The organism is Pantoea sp. X-Soil-ISGK-285, from assembly GCF_059730815.1.
Genome location: NZ_AP035938.1, coordinates 3568031 through 3586352 on the forward strand (window position 1 = coordinate 3568031; position 18322 = coordinate 3586352).

General features: G+C 55.3%; 16 protein-coding genes. 6 read left to right on the forward strand and 10 right to left on the reverse strand.

The genetic code is table 11. The features are described 5' to 3' along the window. From AC6I8B_RS16785 to pmbA, 3 genes are all read right to left on the reverse strand, one after another. Nucleotides 1-348, reverse strand: coding sequence for a glycine dehydrogenase (locus tag AC6I8B_RS16785; protein WP_022623928.1), 348 nt, complete (start codon nucleotides 346-348; stop codon nucleotides 1-3). Between the two features lie 295 nt (nucleotides 349-643). Then, complete coding sequence (gene cybC, locus AC6I8B_RS16790; RefSeq protein WP_010256473.1) at nucleotides 644-1030, reverse strand: cytochrome b562; 387 nt, start codon at nucleotides 1028-1030, stop codon at nucleotides 644-646. Between the two features lie 63 nt (nucleotides 1031-1093). Next, nucleotides 1094-2434 (reverse strand): metalloprotease PmbA, encoded by a 1341-nt coding sequence (gene pmbA / locus AC6I8B_RS16795; protein ID WP_010256470.1) that lies wholly within the window; start codon nucleotides 2432-2434, stop codon nucleotides 1094-1096. Nucleotides 2435-2549: 115 nt separating this feature from the next. On the opposite strand from pmbA, the gene yjgA reads away from it, so the two are divergent. Then, nucleotides 2550-3095 carry a ribosome biogenesis factor YjgA gene (yjgA, locus tag AC6I8B_RS16800; RefSeq protein ID WP_010256467.1) on the forward strand — a complete coding sequence of 182 codons (546 nt, stop codon included), beginning with the start codon at nucleotides 2550-2552 and terminating at the stop codon, nucleotides 3093-3095. A gap of 40 nt (nucleotides 3096-3135) precedes the next feature. On the opposite strand, the gene AC6I8B_RS16805 is transcribed toward yjgA, so the two are convergent. Beyond that, nucleotides 3136-3876, reverse strand: a complete 741-nt coding sequence (locus tag AC6I8B_RS16805; RefSeq protein WP_033772707.1) for an oligogalacturonate-specific porin KdgM family protein — start codon at nucleotides 3874-3876, stop codon at nucleotides 3136-3138. A 353-nt stretch (nucleotides 3877-4229) separates the two neighbouring features. Further along, on the reverse strand, nucleotides 4230-5582 hold the full coding sequence (gene mpl, locus AC6I8B_RS16810) for a UDP-N-acetylmuramate:L-alanyl-gamma-D-glutamyl-meso-diaminopimelate ligase (protein ID WP_010256463.1): 1353 nt from the start codon (nucleotides 5580-5582) through the stop codon (nucleotides 4230-4232). 168 nt (nucleotides 5583-5750) lie between these two features. Between mpl and fbp the strand changes: the two genes are divergently transcribed. After that, nucleotides 5751-6758, forward strand: coding sequence for a class 1 fructose-bisphosphatase (gene fbp, locus AC6I8B_RS16815; RefSeq protein ID WP_010256459.1), 1008 nt, complete (start codon nucleotides 5751-5753; stop codon nucleotides 6756-6758). 63 nt (nucleotides 6759-6821) lie between these two features. Here fbp and AC6I8B_RS16820 read toward each other — a convergent pair whose 3' ends face one another. Then, nucleotides 6822-8381, reverse strand: a complete 1560-nt coding sequence (locus tag AC6I8B_RS16820) for a methyl-accepting chemotaxis protein (protein ID WP_010256457.1) — start codon at nucleotides 8379-8381, stop codon at nucleotides 6822-6824. A gap of 169 nt (nucleotides 8382-8550) precedes the next feature. On the opposite strand from AC6I8B_RS16820, the gene AC6I8B_RS16825 reads away from it, so the two are divergent. The 3 genes from AC6I8B_RS16825 (at nucleotide 8551) to ppa (ending at nucleotide 10103) form a co-directional block, all read left to right on the forward strand. Next, on the forward strand, nucleotides 8551-8961 hold the full coding sequence (locus AC6I8B_RS16825; RefSeq protein ID WP_029519419.1) for a lysozyme inhibitor LprI family protein: 411 nt from the start codon (nucleotides 8551-8553) through the stop codon (nucleotides 8959-8961). 61 nt (nucleotides 8962-9022) lie between these two features. Beyond that, complete coding sequence (locus tag AC6I8B_RS16830; protein ID WP_497816406.1) at nucleotides 9023-9472, forward strand: DUF441 domain-containing protein; 450 nt, start codon at nucleotides 9023-9025, stop codon at nucleotides 9470-9472. A 100-nt stretch (nucleotides 9473-9572) separates the two neighbouring features. Further along, nucleotides 9573-10103 carry an inorganic diphosphatase gene (gene ppa / locus AC6I8B_RS16835; protein WP_003855519.1) on the forward strand — a complete coding sequence of 177 codons (531 nt, stop codon included), beginning with the start codon at nucleotides 9573-9575 and terminating at the stop codon, nucleotides 10101-10103. A gap of 59 nt (nucleotides 10104-10162) precedes the next feature. Here the strand turns inward: ppa and AC6I8B_RS16840 are convergent, their stop codons facing one another. The 3 genes from AC6I8B_RS16840 to tamA are packed head-to-tail and all read right to left on the reverse strand — an operon-like array spanning nucleotide 10163 to nucleotide 15998. Next, nucleotides 10163-10516 (reverse strand): gamma-glutamylcyclotransferase family protein, encoded by a 354-nt coding sequence (locus AC6I8B_RS16840; protein WP_010256451.1) that lies wholly within the window; start codon nucleotides 10514-10516, stop codon nucleotides 10163-10165. Between the two features lie 2 nt (nucleotides 10517-10518). Continuing rightward, nucleotides 10519-14286, reverse strand: a complete 3768-nt coding sequence (tamB, locus tag AC6I8B_RS16845) for an autotransporter assembly complex protein TamB (RefSeq protein WP_497816407.1) — start codon at nucleotides 14284-14286, stop codon at nucleotides 10519-10521. After that, nucleotides 14283-15998, reverse strand: coding sequence for an autotransporter assembly complex protein TamA (tamA, locus tag AC6I8B_RS16850; RefSeq protein WP_154210861.1), 1716 nt, complete (start codon nucleotides 15996-15998; stop codon nucleotides 14283-14285). Before tamA ends, tamB begins: the two co-directional genes overlap by 4 nt. Before the next feature lie 518 nt (nucleotides 15999-16516). On the opposite strand from tamA, the gene paeA reads away from it, so the two are divergent. Then, nucleotides 16517-17839, forward strand: coding sequence for a polyamine export protein PaeA (gene paeA / locus AC6I8B_RS16855; RefSeq protein WP_010256442.1), 1323 nt, complete (start codon nucleotides 16517-16519; stop codon nucleotides 17837-17839). 178 nt (nucleotides 17840-18017) lie between these two features. On the opposite strand, the gene AC6I8B_RS16860 is transcribed toward paeA, so the two are convergent. Next, a complete protein-coding gene (locus AC6I8B_RS16860; RefSeq protein WP_003855513.1) occupies nucleotides 18018-18224 on the reverse strand; it encodes a DUF1107 domain-containing protein in 207 nt (68 codons plus the stop codon). Between the last annotated feature and the right edge of the window lie 98 nt (nucleotides 18225-18322).

Here is an 18322-nt window from a genome sequence, read left to right on the forward strand (position 1 = left end):
TTATGTTCCTCTCTGGTTGTTTGATCGCGCGACTTCAATATGCACTGACAGCAGCCAGGCCTCTTCGCGGGGCAGATTGCCAAACAGATCGACGACCTGCTGCGCCAGCGCTAACGTTTCCGGCGGAATATCCTCAAACAGCTCCGCTTCCACTTCCGGCAGCGGCTCACCGCTCAGCGAGCGTGACGCCATGGCACCGACATGCGATTGCAGCATCTGCTGCTGAACCGCATTGGGCTGAATACCCTGCTGCTGATAGATCGCAGCAATCTGCGTCATCACGCTGTCAGCCAGCTGTTGCACTTTCTCAGGTGCCGCTTCATACACCGGGACGCCGTTATTACTCACCTTGCTACTCCTGTTAAACCGGATAATTCGCGTTAAAAACAAATTAGCGGTCATCGCCCCGGCTGTGGAGAGGCAACATTTCCAGCAGCAAGTGGAAATTAAAGTGAAGGTTGTGCGTCAGATCGCAGGCTGCATGCTTAGTGCGACACGCGTCGCAGAATGCATAATTTGATGGATTTAACCGAGAAAAGCGGTGATGTTGTGCGGCGACAAGCCGGAAGCGCTGGGGTTCAGGGTGCGGTGATAAGCAGAAGTGATGGTAAAAAACCGCCGGCCTGGCTGGCCGGCGATCTGATTAACGGAATTTCTTATGGTTGGTATTGCGGATGTCGTCGAACTTCGCTGCTTCGCGTTTCGCCCCGTCCACATTGTTGGCTTTCGCCAGCGCGCTGACCACATCGATCTGCGCGATCAGCGAGTCGATACCGGCATGGAAATCTTTCACCTGTGGGCTGTCAGCCGGCTGGCCTTCCAGCTTATCCGGCGTGCCCTGTCGCGCATCCTGCGCTGCGGCACGCATTTTGGTTAACGCCTGCTGCATCTCCTGAGCATTGTCACTTTTTTTGACGATTTTCAGGTTCGCATTCAGTGTATCCATATCCTGCTCCAGATCCGCCGCATAGAGACTGACGCTGGAGAACAACAGAGAAGCCGACAACATTGCAATCACATGCTTACGCATCATTACTTCCTTTTTATTGTGATGAAAAAAAAGCAGCCAACCGGCTGCTTCAGGAATCCATCTTTATTGTCCCGCTATCTTCATCTCAGGCAGTAAGACTGAACCGCACTGGATATTGCTGCGGGTTTCAATATCGTCACCGATGGTCACCATATTGCGCCACATCTCTTTGAGATTTCCGGCGATAGTCACTTCGCTGACCGGGTACTGAATAACGCCATTCTCGACCCAGAACCCGGCCGCACCGCGTGAGTAATCACCGGTAATGGCGCTGACGCCCTGTCCCATCAGTTCGGTCACCACTAACCCGGTGCCCATCTGCTTCAGCAGGTCGTCAAAGCTGTGGCCCTGGCCCGCAATGCGCCAGTTATGAATGCCGCCAGCGTGACCGGTGCTGGTCAGGCCCAGTTTGCGGGCTGAGTAGCTGGTTAACAGCCAGGTCTGCAGCACGCCATCTTTGATGATGTCGCGCGCCTGGGTACGCACCCCTTCGCTGTCGAATGGCGTGGAGGCGAGCCCTTTCAGCAGATGCGGCTGTTCATTGATGGTGAGCCACTCCGGCAGGATCTGCTGACCCATAGAATCCAGCAGGAAGGTCGATTTACGGTAAACGTTGCCGCCGCTGATCGCGCCAACCAGATGACCAAATAAGCCGGTTGCCACTTCTGAGGCGAAAATCACCGGGGCTTTCATGGTCGGAAGTTTACGCGGTGCCAGACGGGAGAGCGTGCGGCGCGCGCACTCTGCACCGACCCACTCCGGGCTCTTCAAATCTTCAAACGCGCGGCCAATGGTGTAGGCGTAGTCGCGCTCCATATTACCATCCTGCTCGGCAATCACGCTGCTGGAGAGCGAGTGACGGCTTGAGCAGTAGCTCTGCAACATACCGTGGCTGTTGCCAAAGACTTTGATGCCGACGTGGCTGTTGAAGCTGCCACCTTCAGTGTTAGTAATACGCTTGTCGGCGCGCAGTGATGCCTGTTCCGCCTGCGCAGCCAGTTCAATGGCGCGGTCAGCATCAATCTCCCACGGATGGTAGAGATCCAGGTCTGGCGCATCATAGGCCAGCAGCTCTGCGTCGGCCGGACCGGCGAAGGGATCGGGCGAGGTATAGCGCGCAATATCAATCGCCGCCTGCACGGTGCGTTTGATCGCGTCCGGGCTGAGGTCGGTCGATGAGGCGCTGCCTTTACGATTCTGATGATAGACGGTGATGCCCAGCGCACCGTCGCTGTTGAATTCGACGTTTTCCACTTCGCCATAGCGGGTGCTGACCCCGATGCCGGTGGTTTTACTGACTGCCACTTCCGCGCTGTCAGTACTTGCTTTAGCCAGTTCAAGTGCCTGCGCAATGGCCTGCTCCAGTACTTTTCGCTGTTCTGCAACCTGAGTAGATACGTTCATCGACCTGCCGTCTAATCTTATGTGTGAATGATTTGAGTCTATCAGAGTCAGAGAACAATTTCGCAGTCACCCGATAAACTGGTAGGATTAGCCTCTTTTTTTTGGGAGCCAGGAAATGACCAAACAGCCCGATGAGTGGCTCGACGATGTGCCAGATAATGACGAAGAAGAAGATGAAGAGATTATCTGGGTCAGTAAGAGTGAAATTAAACGCGATGCAGAAGAGTTAAAGCGCCTGGGTGCCGAACTGGTTGATCTGGGTAAAAACTCGCTGGATAAAATCCCGCTGGATGAGCGCCTGCGTACCGAAGTTGAACTGGCACAGCGCATCAAGAAAGAGGGTCGCCGTCGTCAGCTGCAGCTGATCGGTAAACTGCTGCGCAGTATTGATGTGGAGCCGATCCGCGTTGCGCTGGATAAGCTCAATAATCGCCATAACCAGCAGGTTGCGCTGTTCCATAAACTGGAAATGCTGCGCGATCGTCTGATTGAACAGGGTGATGAAGCGATGGGCGACGTGATTGCGCTTTATCCCGATGCCGATCGTCAGCAGTTACGCAGCATGATCCGTAACGCGCAGAAAGAGAAAGCGGGCAGCAAGCCGCCGAAGTCTGCCCGTCAGATTTTCCAGTATCTGCGCGAACTGGCCGAAGCGAAGTAACGCCATGGCGGGCAGCCTCGCCCGCCTCCCGGCAGCGCATTCATCGATAGATATAGAGAATACCGGTGCGCAGCCGCAGCTGGCGTTCGCTCGATGTCGCAGAACGACCGATATCGCCAAAGGTGACGTAAGGCACCCAGACGCGATCGTTGCCAAGCGCATAATCGAACTGTAACTCCTGTTCGTAATCATCATGTTTATTGGCAAAGAGTTTCGCATCCGCGTGTTTATACACCAGCTTATAGGTGGTGGTCAGCCGATCGCTTTTATTTCGCAGATAGAGATCAAAACGGTTGGCAGTGCGATGCCGGTCAGTATCGCAATAATCTATACCGCCGGTACGGCATTGATCGTCATGCGCATAATCGGTCAGCTCAAGACGATAAAGGCCACCGAGAGACCAGCGATCATTAAATTTATACCAGGGTGCCACACCAAATTTCCATTCAGTGCGCGAGGAGTTAAATTCTGGCTGAATAAAAGGCGACACTGTCCAGTTTCCCCAGTAATACGACTTCAGAAAGGTCACCTCCACCACATTTAACACGGTGTCGTTATAATATTTGTCTTTTGGATCGGCGCCGCCGGTTTTGAATTTGGTTTCGACGCCGAGAAACATATTGTCCGGCAGCGTGGTGCTCAGACCCAGCTTGTCGTAGTGCGTGCGGTCGCGAAGGCGGTACTCATGCCGGTAATCAACGGTGGCCGTGGCCAGCGCCGCAGCAGAACTGCATAACAACGCGGCGCCCAGAAAAAACGACAATGAATTATTATTTCCCATATGAACATCCTTATCAGTGGTAATCAGAGCAATGAATTATCCGAACTCATTCGTTTAACCCAGAGTTAACTTATATTTAAAACCCTCATCAATATAAGATCGCGCATAAAGAGAACCTGTTATTTATTCCTTTAACTTTAACGCGTTAATTATTATCCCTCAGTCACTACAGGGATGATGCTAGAAATAACCGGCGAGAGCGGCCTTTCTGTTTCAGACACTAATAAGAAAAATATGGCAACGGCAGGAAGAGTGAGCAGATCGAATTCAAAAATATGCGGGATTTATTGAGGGAATAATATTTCCGGAGATAATGCTTTTAAAAAAAGCGCCCGAAACGGGCGCCTGTGACATTATGCCAGCCTGTCCAGCAGCTTCTGGTGGATGCCACCAAACCCGCCGTTGCTCATGACCAGAATCGTGTCGCCTGGCTGAGCGGCTTTGGCCACCATTTCCACCAGGGTATCGATATCCGCGCTCCAGTGCGCAGGCGGAATGCACGCTTCTGCGACATCTGATACCTGCCACGGAATATGGTGCGGCTGGAACAGAAAGACCTCATCAGCACGCGCCAGCGACGGTGCCAGATCGTTCTTGCTGACGCCCATCTTCATGGTATTAGAGCGTGGCTCCAACACAGCCAGGATACGCGCTCTGCCGCCAACTTTGCTACGCAGGGCAGCCAGCGTCGCCAGAATCGCGGTCGGATGGTGGGCGAAGTCATCATAGACTTTGATGCTGTTCACTTCGCCGCGCAGCTCCAGCCGTCGACGCGCATTGATAAAGCTGTTCAGCGCCTGGCCTGCATCTTCCGGCTTCACACCCACATGGCGCGCGGCAGCGATCGCCATCAGCCCGTTGTGCATATTGTGTTCACCCACCAGCGCCCAGTTCACTTCCCCGACTTTTTCGCCGTCGAGCCAGATTTCCCAGTGAGACGCATCGTTGGTGAGCTTCTTCGCCTGCCAGCGCCCGTGCTCGCCCACGTTCTCCTGCTCGCTCCAGCAGCCCATCGCCATCACCTGTTTGAGGTTAGGATCATGTTCCGGCAGCAGGATCTTGCCCTGGCCCGGTACGATCCGCACCAGATGGTGGAACTGCTTCTGGATCGCGCGCAGATCGTCAAAGATATCGGCGTGATCAAACTCAAGATTATTGAGGATCAGCGTACGTGGGCAGTAATGGACAAACTTGGAACGCTTATCGAAAAACGCGCAGTCGTACTCATCCGCCTCAATCACGAAGAATGGACTTTTTCCTAATTTTGCCGAGACATCGAAGTTTCCGGGCACACCACCAATAATAAAGCCTGGCTCAAGGCCGCAGGCCTCGAGAATCCACGCTGCCATGCCGGCTGTGGTGGTTTTGCCGTGGGTTCCCGCGACCGCCAGCACCCAGCGATCGCGCAGCACGAAATCGTGCAGCCACTGCGGGCCAGAGAGGTAAGGAATGTTGCGTTCCAGCACCGCTTCCACGCAAGGATTACCCCGCGTCATCGCGTTGCCGATAATCACCAGGTCAGGCACCGGGTCAAGCTGACTGGCGTCGTAACCTTCTGTTAATTCAATACCTTGCTGTTCAAGCAGAGTACTCATAGGTGGGTAAACGTTGGCGTCTGACCCGGTCACCTGATGACCAAGTGAACGGGCCAGCATCGCCAGACCGCCCATAAAAGTGCCACAAATCCCGAGGATGTGAATGCGCATTACGTGATCCATTACTCAAAAGTTCGGCGCACAGTGTAACGCCGCTCGCAGATGGAAGAAACGGATTAGGACTATGGTTTTTGAAGTTCAATCGGCTAAACTGCGTACGCATCCGTTGGCAGACTGTTACGCGTGCTGCCACTCCATCGAAGATTCAGGGAATGTGTTATGAAAACGTTGGGCGAATTTATCGTCGAGAAGCAGCATGACTTTCCGCACGCTACAGGTGAACTGACAGCGCTGATTTCCGCTATTAAGCTGGGTGCCAAAATCATCCACCGCGATATCAACAAAGCCGGTTTAGTGGATATTCTGGGTGCCAGCGGCGTCGAGAATATTCAGGGTGAGCAGCAGATGAAACTTGATCTGTTTGCCAACGAGAAACTGAAGGCAGCACTGAAAGCACGTGGCATCGTCGCCGGTATCGCTTCTGAGGAAGAAGACGAGTTTGTGATCTTTGAAGGTGAAGAAAACGGTAAATACGTGGTGTTAATGGATCCACTGGATGGTTCTTCTAACATCGACGTTAACGTTTCCGTCGGCACCATTTTCTCTATCTACCGCCGCGTCAGCGAACCGGGTACGCCAGTTGTTGAAGCGGACTTCATGCAGCCAGGCAACAAGCAGGTCGCTGCCGGTTACGTGGTTTACGGCTCCTCCACCATGATGGTTTATACCACCGGTGCAGGCGTGCATGCGTTTACTTACGATCCGTCTCTGGGTGTATTCTGCCTCAGCCACGAACGTATGACCTATCCACCAACGGGTTACACCTACTCCATTAACGAAGGTAACTACATTCGTTTCCCGCAGGGTGTGAAGAAATATCTGAAGTTCTGTCAGGAAGAGGATCTGCCAACGCACCGTCCTTATACCTCACGTTACATCGGATCGCTGGTCGCGGATTTCCATCGTAATCTGCTGAAAGGCGGCATCTACCTCTACCCAAGCACCGCAAGCCATCCTCAGGGTAAGCTGCGTCTGCTGTATGAGTGCAACCCGATGGCGTTCCTGGCAGAGCAGGCGGGCGGTAAAGCCAGCGACGGTCAGAAGCGTATTCTGGATATTCCACCGGTCACGCTGCACCAGCGCTGCCCGTTCTACTGCGGTAACGAGGCGATGGTGAACGACGTTGAGCGTTTCCTGGCCGAGTTCCCGGATTGCCGTCAGGGTTAATCTGGCAGTGGTATAAAAAGTCATATAAAAAGCAAGGGCGCGATTTTCGCGCCCTTGCTGTTTTTACGCCGTCTGCAACCTGAACTGCGCCATGGTTGCCTGAAGCTGATCGGACTGCGCTTCCAGCGACTGGGTTGCGGCGGTGGCCTGCTCAACCAGCGCCGCGTTCTGCTGCGCCGCCGCATCCATCTGTGTTACCGCCAGATTAACCTGCTCAATGCCACGGCTCTGTTCGTCGGAGGCCATCGAGATCTCTTTCATCAGTGCCGTTACACGCATGACCTCACCAGAAATCTCATCCATGGTTTCCCCGGCCCGCGTCGCCATCTCGCTGCCCTCTTTGACCCGCGACTGTGAATCACTAATCAGCGTACGGATCTCTTTCGCCGCGTTAGCGCTGCGCTGTGCCAGCGTGCGCACTTCGTTTGCCACCACCGCAAAGCCACGGCCCTGTTCGCCTGCGCGCGCCGCTTCAACGGCGGCGTTGAGCGCCAGGATATTGGTCTGGAAGGCGATACCATCAATCACGCCAAGAATGTCGCCGATACGATTGGCACTGTCGGTAATCTCATGCATTTTTTCCATCACATAGCAGACCACCTCCGCGCCGCGATCGGCAGTATCAGAGACCGCGTTAGCCAGCTGGTGCGCCTGCTGGGCATTGCTGGCGTTAAGCCGCACGGTTGCCGTGAGCTGCTCCATGCTGGCGGCAGTCTGCTCCAGCGAGGCGGCGGACTCTTCGGTACGCTGCGACAGATTGACGTTGCCCGCGGCCAGTTCACGGCTGCCGATGTCGATCTGCATACTCGCTTCGCGCACCTGACTCACCGAGGTACGCAACGACTGCTGCATCCCGGCGAGCGCATGATTAAGCCGCCCCAGCTCATTGTTGCCCGACGGTGGCAGCGCCTGCGAGAGGTCGCCCGCCGCGACCTGCTCAAGATGGAGAATGGCCAGGTTCAGCGGCTGCAGCAGCATCCTACGCAGCAGTTGCCAGGCGAGCACCAGCAGCAGCAGTGTTAATACCACCGCCACGGCGATCAGGATTTTCATTTTGGTTTCGTTGTAGGCCGCCTGCGCCAGCTGGGCCTGCGTGATCTGATCGGCCAGCTGACTGAAGTCCGTGACGGCCTTGTTATAGCTGGCCGCCAGCGTCGCCAGGTTGCCTTCCAGCAATTGGTAATACTCGTCGGTATATTGCTTATCCAGGGCGTTCATCATTGGTTTGATGCCCTGGTCGAGATAGGCTTTGTAACTGGCCGAAACCGCATCGGCCAGCTTTTTGCCGTGCGCCGTCACCGTTCCGGCGTCTACAAAGCGCTTCAGGCTTTGCTGTGATGAGACCACATCCGCCTGCGACAGTTTTGTTACTGCCGCCCCCTCTTCCAGTAAACCAATTTCAATTTTACGCACCGCCAGCGCGGCGTTAGCGCGGGCCCGCATCAGATCGGCATTGCTCTGGTAAAGACTGTTCAGCTCGATCCCCTGAATGCGGTTGATCACATCCAGCGAGCGATTCCCTTTGTTAATTGCCACGATACCCATAAAACTCACCGCCAACAGCAGCAGTGTCATAAATGCCAGCAATGCCAGCAACCCCGTGCGAAGTGATAACTGTTTCATCCAGATAGTTTCCGTGTATGTGAAAAGGCAAATTTTCCAGCGGCCCTAAAACGGATGAAGTATCGGCAGTAACGGCGCGAAACTTTAACCCTGATTAGTGTTAACAACTTGATCATCACGGGAACATCCATCAAGCTAATCGCCGCTTATCCGTTATCCGGAGAAAAGAATGAAACCAGGATTACTTCTGATGCTGCTGTGCCTCAGCACAGCGGTGCTGGCAGAGGATCTGCCGACAGACGCCTCGCCCGATCGCTGCCTCAATGACGCCTCGACTACCCTTGCCATGAACCAGTGCTACGCTGCGGCCAATCGGGCCTGGGATCAGGAGATGAATAAGCAGTACAACAAACTGATGAAAACCCTCTCCGGCGAACCTAAAAACAAACTGCGTGCCGCGCAACGCGCCTGGATGAGCTACCGCGACAGCTGGCTTGAGGCGAGCCGCAGCCAGCTCAGTTCACAAGGCTCGCTGGGCAGCGTGGCGCTGAGCGCTCAGAGCCTGAGCCTGGTGCGCAATCAGGCACTGATGTTGCAGTCACTTGGTAAAGGCAGCTGTGCTAACCCCGATGACTGCTGATCGATAACCGGTTTTTGCGCTGGCTGAAGTCAGCGCGCTCATTAACCTTCAGGGAGAAACCATGGCTGCTTACGCCTCGACCATCATTCTGATTTGCCTTGCCGTGCTGAGTTATTTCGTTCACAACAACGCAGTCACAATTTCAATTCTGGTGCTGCTGGCGATTAAAATTACCCCGCTGGCTCAGTTCTTCCCCTACGTAGAAAAACAGGGCATTACCTTAGGCATCATTATTCTTACCGTGGCGGTGATGGCCCCGCTGGCAAGCGGCTCACTGCCCGCCTCTGCGCTGATCAAGTCGTTTACTAACTGGAAGTCGATTGTGGCGATTCTGGTGGGGATCTTTGTCGCCTGGCTGGGCGGCCGTGGCGTGAACTTTATGAGCGTCCAGCCTTCGGTGATTGGTGGTCTGCTGATTGGTACGGTGATTGGCGTGGCGTTCTTCCGAGGGGTGCCGGTAGGACCACTGATTGCCGCAGGCATTGTTTCGCTGTTTGTGGCGGCTAAGTAGCGTTTGGGCGCATTCCGAAACGCCAAAAAGGGGGCATACTTTCAGAGTCAGTTGGCTATAATAGCCGACACTCAACATACGACTACTGAAGGAATGCCAGATGAGTTTGAACCAGGTGCCAGCAGGTAAAGACCTGCCAGAAGATATCTACGTTGTCATTGAGATCCCAGCGAATGCTGATCCGATCAAATATGAAGTTGATAAAGAGTCTGGTGCCCTGTTTGTAGACCGTTTCATGTCTACCGCCATGTTCTATCCGTGCAACTACGGCTACATCAACCATACCCTTTCTCTGGATGGTGATCCGGTTGACGTACTGGTTCCGACCCCGTATCCACTGGTTCCAGGCTCAGTGATCCGCTGCCGTCCGGTTGGCGTGCTGAAAATGACCGACGAGTCTGGCGAAGATGCCAAACTGGTTGCCGTTCCGCACACCAAACTCTCTAAAGAGTACGATCACATCAAAGATGTGAACGACCTGCCAGAACTGCTGCGTGCACAGATCACCCACTTCTTTGAGCACTACAAAGATCTGGAAAAAGGCAAATGGGTGAAAGTGGATGGCTGGGATAATGCCGAAGCCGCTAAAGCTGAAATCATCTCCTCTTACGAGCGCGCACAGAAGAAGTAATTCTGCTGCCGGTTTGTGAGTCGAAAAAAAAACACCGTCCGGATGGACGGTGTTTTTGTTCAGGCCTCTGGCTCCTCATCGCGCTTCAGCCAGTCACCACTCATGATGCGCTGGCGTCCTGCCACTGAGCGTTGATAGACATAAAGCCATGCACTGCCAAACGGCGTCTGAGTCAGATAACGTTTGTACTCTCCCCCTTTGGTGCGAAGCGCATCCAGCTCCGCAAGGGTTGAGGCATCAATGCGGTACACCTCACAATGTACCGCTCCATTGCCCTCAATCACGCCGGGATAATGGCCCAGACTGTAAAGCTCAAAGCCTTCAATCTGGTGATCACCCAGCCACTGCGCATTCGTCATCCAGTGACTGTTTCCCTGTTTGCGCCGTAAACTGCCGTAGACAATTATTCGCATTGCTAAAACTCAAACTGATAGAGCAAATCGAGAGCCTGATCCACACCGGACACGGCTTCCAGATAGAGTTTAGGCATCAGGCGGTAACGCAAGGTTAACGTCGCCAGTGAATCAAATATGCCAACACCGTATTTTACCTGCAGACCCGGTAGCACATAGCCGCTGACCTGCACCTGCTGGCTGTCGCCAACACCGGCAGTATCAACAGCGAGATTGCTGACACCGAATGTCTCCCCGATTTTACCCACAACCTGCCCACTTTGTGCAACCCCTAAGCCAACAAGTGCTGAAGTGAGGGCGTTACTGTCGCCGTCGCTGCCCAATCCCTGACCGCGCAGCAGATAGGAAAGCGCTTCCTGTTGCGACATCGCCGGATCGGAGAAGACTTCCGCTTTTGGCTCATCCGCCAGGCCAGTGACGCGCAGACCCGCGGTGACGCCATCTTCGGTGGCATCCGGGTTACGGATGGCTTCCAGGTTGACGTAAGGCTGATCCGGCGGACCGGCAAACTGCAGCTCGCCTTTACGCACGATCAGATCCTGACCATAAGCGTGGAAGCGACCGGACGGAATGTTGATCTGACCGTTCAGGCCGAGTCCTGACTTATCCTGCACCATTTTCAGATCGCCATTCAGCTTCGCTTTCAGGCCAAACGCAGAGAGTCGCACATCGTTGCCGACGTGGATCACCAGATTGCTGTTAATCGGAATCGCGGCGGTTTGCGGTGCAATCGGCTTCAGCTGTTTATCCAGCAACACCTCATCCGACGAGACGCCAGTGGCGCTTTCCGGCACTTCCTGCACCGTGATGCGCGCCCATGGAATATCGACCCGGCCATCAAGGTTAAAGGCCGCTGGCGTCGCTTCAAACACCAGATCCGGCGAGACATCCATGCGCACCATCGGCGGCACGGTCACGCGAACCCGGCTGCCCTGCGCCGCAATGCGCGCACGCCAGTTGTCGAGCTGGCTCCAGTCTGCGTTACCGCTGAGGTTGATATTGCCCTGCCCGGTCTGCACCAGCCCGTTCAGGGTGGAGCTCATGCCGTTAAACACCAGATTCAGGTTGGCACTGGTCAGGTCAACCGGCATAAAGTTGCCATCCACATCCACACCCGTCAGGCCAAGCTGACCAAATACCTGCGGCTGCTGTACGCTGCCGCCCAGGCGCAGGCTGCTGTTCAGGCTGCCTTTGATCTTCTCGCCCTGCATCAGTGCCGGATTGAGCATCGCCAGCGAGACATTGCGGATGTTGACGTTACCGCCCAGCGTGCGACGGTTTTGCGGATCGTCGATCTGCACGTTGCCATCCAGCTGACCGTTATTGGCGATGCGGATCAGCCAGTCGAGCTGGGCGCGCCCGTTTCGCAGCGCGGCATTGAGGTTCAGCGCGTCAAAGGCGATCGGCAGATTGTTGCCCTGCACATCCTGCACCACTTTCACGCCGTTGCCCTTCAGCGCCACGGTACCGGTCGGCAGGCTGCCATCGGCAGTCCAGTTGACGCGCACGTCGCCGCTGAACAGGCCGCTAAGCTGAGTCGCATCCGGCATAAACGACTTCACCATCGCCAGGTCAAAGCGATTCAGCACCACATGCGCCTTGCCTGCCGGGCCCGCTTCAACCGGCTCCGGCACACAAATTTGCGCATTGGGGTTCTGCCAGCAGTGTGGGCCGATGGTGGCCGTCTGGCGGCTGTTCAGATAGTCGATGGCCATGGCGCGGGTCAGACGCCACTCACCGACTGGCGTATCAAAGTGGGTGTCGTTCAGCGACCCTTTCCAGCGCTCCGTCTGGCGATCAAAGCTGCCGTTCAGCGCCAGCTGGCCAGAGACCGGTTTGCCCTGCACATTGAGCTTCAGCTGATGCTGATGCTCATTGCCGTCCGCGTTCAGCGTCAGCAGGCTGATGTTCAGCGCATCCTGCTTCAGCTGCTCGACGCGCAGTTGCAGTTTACCCGCCACCTGCTCGCCGGAACGGACGTCGCCATTCAGGGTGACGCGATTGATCTGCATCTGCTGCCAGCGCAGACCACGGGCATTGAGATCGGCCAGCAGCTGCGGTGCCTTCAGGGTGCCACGCGCTTTTATTGTGCCGTTGATGACGCCGCCCAGACCCGGCAGCGCATTGTCGAGCTGGGGCGCGTCGATGCTGGCATCGAGATCCAGACTGTCGCCCAGCGCCCCTTTAACATCCAGATGGTTGCGTCCCAGTGCCAGCTTAATGCCCGGCACCGTCCACTGGTTGTAGCTGTTACCGGTCAGGGAGCCATCAGCGGTCACGGCGTTCTGTTTCACATTGCCTTTCAGCTGTAGCTGCGGCACGCTCAGTTGCCAGCTGCCGCCATACAAACTGCCGCGGGTGGTGATTTTGCCATCCAGCCGTGCTGGCCAGTCGGGATACTGTTTAGCGGTATTAATTCCCGCCAGCGTCAGCTCACTGCGCCAGCTTATCGCCTTGCTCCAGTCCACCAGCGCGGTGAGATCGATGTTGCCCTGCAGCGCAGCCACGCGCAGGCGGTCGAGGCTGAACTGCTCAACGTTGCCTTTACCCGTCAGCGAGATCGTCGCCGGTGGTACAGATTCACCCTTCACGGCGGTCTGCAGCGACATCACATAGTCGGTGGCTTTGCCTTTGAACTGATAATCCAGGTTATCCGCCTGATACGCTACCGGGCCGGTCAGCGGCCAGCGTAACTGCGGACTGGTCAGCTTCAGTGACAGCGGCAATCCTGCTACCGCCAGCTGGGTCGTGGCGTCCAGCTGCGCATTCACCGGACCGGAGAGGTTCAGCCCCATCTTCAGCTCGTCGCGCATCGCGCCATTAAGTTTCAGCGCGAGCTTTTCGCCTTTAATCGGATCGGTATTCACTGTGCCGTTAAGGGAGAAATCGACCGGCCAGTTATCCGCCAGCGTCGCCTGACCGCTACCCTTCAGGTTGCCGAGGTTCGAGTCCACCTCCAGCGTGCTGAGCTGCATCTGACGATCGGCGGTTCTGGCTTTCAGCAGCAACCGGCTGACGGAAATATCGGTGTCGCCGGTAATGCGCAGCTGTTCACCCAGAATCTGCTGCACCTCAATATCCAGCGGCAGACGGAAATCAGGCATCGCAGGCAGAAGGGGTTGCGCAAACATCGCCTGCAGCGTTTCACCCAGCGGTTTTTCAGCGGGATGTGGCTGCTGGACTTTCGGTTCTACCACCTCGTCATTGACCACTTTCGCCGCTTTCGGCAGCGCAATCAGCAGGCTTTGAATATGGGTCGGATTCAGCGTCAGCGCACGATCCTGCCACTGCAGGCCGGTGGTGAAGTCGAGCAGCGATATTGCGGTATCATCAACTTTGACATTGATATTGTGCAGGCCAAAGTGACGCAGCGTGATGGGGTATGGCGTGCTGAGGTTAGTGTTGCCACTCTCCTCTTCCGGCGCTGGTGCCGCTGGCGTCATTTTCTTGCTGTCGACCACCACGCTGATATCGCGCAGGGAGACATCGTTAACGCACACGGAGGAGTGCAGCAGGCAGTTGAGATCCACCGCCAGATGAATTTGCCCGGCATCGACGCTGACGCCGGGCATTTCGTAACGCAGACCGTTAAGGGTCAGGTTACGCCAGCCCCCATCGACCTGTTTGATTGACAGGCCCGGCACCCAGCGCGACGCACCTTTCAGCACTAAATGCAGCCCAGGCGTGGTACCGATTAAAAATGCCACCCCACCCAACAGCACGACCAGAAAGATCAGAATGCCGATCAGGACCTTTTTCCACAGCTTCATAGTTCTGGCCCCAGCCCTACGTAAAATTGTAATCCATGCTCTTCGTCATCCCCGATGGGTCTGGCGATATCAAATTTGATTGGGCCAACCGGTGAAGACCAGCGCACGCCGACGCCCGCACCGGTTTTGACGTTACTTTGCTTGATGTCGTTAACCGCTTCGCCCGAGTCGACAAACACCGCGCCCCACCATTTCCCGGTGACGTTGTACTGATATTCCAGCGATCCGGTGGCGAGTTTTGACGCACCGGTGAGTTTGCCGTCATCATCGCGCGGTGAAATGTTTTTATATTTGTAGCCACGAATACTGCGGTCACCACCGGCAAAGAAGCGCAGATCCGGCGGCACTTTTTCGAAGTCGTTGGTTTCGATCCAGCCCAGATTGCCGCGCGCCACAAAGCGATGACTGTCGCCAAGGGTACGGATCCAGACGTTTTGCGCCTGCAGGATCAGGAAGTCGACGTCTGAACCCCATGTGGTATCAGAGACGTCTGCCGAATAGCGCTGTGAATCGCCCCATGTCGGCATCAGGCCGCCACGGGAACGGGTACGGTTTACGCTGACGCCGGGATAGAGCAGCATAGTGGTGTTGGTCACGCTGCCCTGAGTAAAGTGATCCAGGCTCCAGCGCAGGTTGACCGCCTTCTGCCAGCCGCTGCTGCTGTCCCAGTTGCGCGACATCGCAAGCGTCGTGGTATCTGCTTTGGTGTCGTTGAGGTCGGTGCGCTTCAGACCGCCGGAGAAGGTGTAGTACTGCTCAAGCGGGCTTTTCAGCAGCGGTACTTTGTAGCTGAGATCGACCTGCTGTTCCGGCGCGGAAACGTAGGCGCTGGCCGCCAGGCTGTGGCCGCTGTCGTTGATCCACGGTTTTTTCCAGGTCCCTTTCAGGCGCGGACCGACGTCTGTGGAATAGCCGACGCCGGTTTCAATGGTGTTTTCGGTGCGGGGTGACATTACTGCGCTCAGCGGCAGCACTTTGGTCTGTCGTCCCTTGCTGAATTCCGGCGCGACCACCACCGAATTAAACCAGCCGGTAGCGGAGAGGCGGCGATTCAGCTCGGCTAAATCGCGGGAGCTGTAGTAGTCCCCCTCTTTAAACGGCACCAGGTTTTGCAGGTACTCTTCGCGAATTTGCGATCCCTGGAAAGTAACGTCGCCGAAGCGATAGCGTTCGCCACTGTCGTAGTCGATATCCCAGAACGCTTCACGCCGCTCAACCGAGACACCAAGCTGGCTTTTTTTAAACGTGCCGTCGAAATAGCCGTTACGCAGTGCGAGATTAGAGAAGCCGCTTTTGAATTTGTCATATTGCCCGTGGTTAAGCTGGCTGCCCACTTCAGGGCGTCCCTGCTTCACCCAGGCTTTGTAATCCGCGTCATTGCGCGCATCGCCTTCGACCACAATCGTGCTGCCGCCGATTTTTACCGGTTCACCAGGCGTTACGTGTGCCACTAATACCGGTCGTCCACCCTGCGCAGGCGCGGGGCGGGATTCGAAATCGATGGTGGGCTCGTAATAACCGAGCGCGCGCAGCCCCTCTTTTATCGCAACAGAAACGCGCGCGCGAAAGCGGCCATCATTAGAGACCTCATCGCTGCCGATGGTGGACAGACGCGCTCTGACATTCTTTTGCAGATCCCCGGATAAGCCGTCTACCTGTAATCGCACTGTCGCCGCCTCAAGGGCGGGCGCGGCAAGCAGCAGGCCAGCCATGCAATAAACATAAAATCGTGGCACCTGTACTCCTGTTAATCATGCCGGCCCCTTTTCCGCGGGGCGCTTATTAATCTTCTTTGCCCGCACTACCGCAACGGCAACATCCTCATCATAGCCGCACTTTACGGCAAACGGCGGAGCAACTCTGACATCTAAGTCAAATAACGGGGCTATTGTCGGTAAATGGGGTGAGCGATACAACTCCTGCGGGTCGGAATGATCAGTCCGATATGACTCACTCAGATAAATCCGAGTCTGTAACCGGCCGCTCTGGCTGCTAATGCGCCCTTAAGCAGCGGTTTGCCCTCTGGCGGCGCAATGAGCGCTCCTGCTATAATCGGCCACCACAGGCATGCCGCCTGTTTTCATTTCTGCCCCGACATGTCGTTTGTTGTCGAACTGGCGCAGACATTTTTGGCACGGATAGCTTTGTTTCACGGATAAACCAACTCTGTTTGCGCTTACCCACGCTGCCCAGGCCAAAAATGACAAGTGGATAACCCTTTGGATCTCATATGTTAGATAGCTTACTTGTCATTCTGTTACTGATCGTAATCAGTGCCTTTTTCTCTCTGTCGGAGATCTCGCTGGCGGCCGCCCGTAAGATCAAACTGAAACTGCTGGCCGATGAAGGCAACGTAAATGCGCAGCGCGTGCTGAAAATGCAGGAAACGCCGGGCATGTTCTTCACCGTGGTGCAGATTGGCCTCAACGCCGTCGCCATCCTGGGGGGTATTGTTGGCGATGCGGCGTTTTCGCCGGTTTTCAGCGGCCTGTTTAACCGGTTTGTCTCGCCGGAACTGGCGGAGCAGCTCAGCTTTATCTGCTCCTTCACCATCGTCACCAGCCTGTTTATCCTGTTTGCTGACTTAACCCCAAAGCGGGTCGGCATGGTCGCACCGGAAACCATCGCGCTGCGCATCATCAACCCGATGCGTTTCTGCCTGCTGATAATGCGTCCGTTGGTGTTTCTGTTTAATGGCCTGGCTAACGTCTTCTTCCGTATTTTCAAGCTGCCGATGGTGCGTAAAGATGACATCACCTCCGACGATATCTACGCGGTGGTTGAAGCGGGTGCGCTGGCTGGCGTGCTGCGTAAGCAGGAGCACGAGCTGATTGAAAACGTGTTTGAGCTGGAGTCACGTACTGTTCCCTCCTCCATGACCTCACGTGAGAATATTGTCTGGTTTGATCTGCACGAAGATGAGACCAGCCTCAAAACCAAAATCGCCCAGCATCCTCACTCGAAGTTTCTGGTCTGCAGCGGCGATATCGACCATATCGTTGGCTATGTCGACTCCAAAGAGCTGCTGCTGCGCGTGCTGGGTAATCAGAGCATGGCGCTGAACAGCGGCCTGCAGATTCGCTCGGCGCTGATCGTGCCGGACACGCTGACCCTCTCTGAAGCACTGGAAAGTTTTAAAACCGCCGGAGAAGATTTCGCGGTGATCATGAACGAATATGCGCTGGTTGTGGGCATTATTACCCTGAATGATGTAATGACCACGCTGATGGGCGATCTGGTTGGCCAGGGTATGGAAGAGCAGATTGTGGCGCGCGATGAGAATTCATGGCTGGTTGAAGGCGGTACGCCGATTGATGACGTGATGCGCGTGCTGGACATTGATGATTTCCCGCAGTCAGGCAACTACGAAACCATCGGCGGCTTTATGATGTATATGTTGCGTAAGATTCCGAAGCGTACCGATTTTGTGAAGTTTGCTGGCTACAAGTTCGAGGTGGTGGATATTGATAGCTATCGCATCGATCAGCTGCTGGTCACCCGCATCGATGAACGACCGCCGGTGCTGAGCATGACAAAAAGCGAAGAAGAGTAGAATGACCAGCAGTCTGGCCCAGCAGGCGTAATTGCTGCAGGCAGTCTGGAAACGGACAGCGCGGAACAACCGGAATGTGACGTAGTCTGTGAGAATTGTTGGCACTGCTCAGGTTCAGAGTGACAAATAAAATGGCCTGACTGGCCAGACACTAAGGGCGCCATCGGCGCCCTTATGATTAGTTGAACTCAAGTTTGAGACGAACGACCTGGCGGTTAATTTCTGACATCACGCTCAGGTGCTGTTTGTCTTTGACGCGCGGGATTAATACTTTCCCTTTGTCGAACTCGAACGCGCCGACGTCCTTGATATACAACCTTCCTTTGAACAGCGTTTTTACATATTTCGCTATTTGTAGCGGATTATAGCGCTGGAAGATCTTCATACTGACTAACTCCTGTACATTTTTAAGCACGCTTCGCCGTTTCCAAATTTGGTTCCAGCCCATGAAGCGCGAATTCGCGATAACTATAGAACACTCAA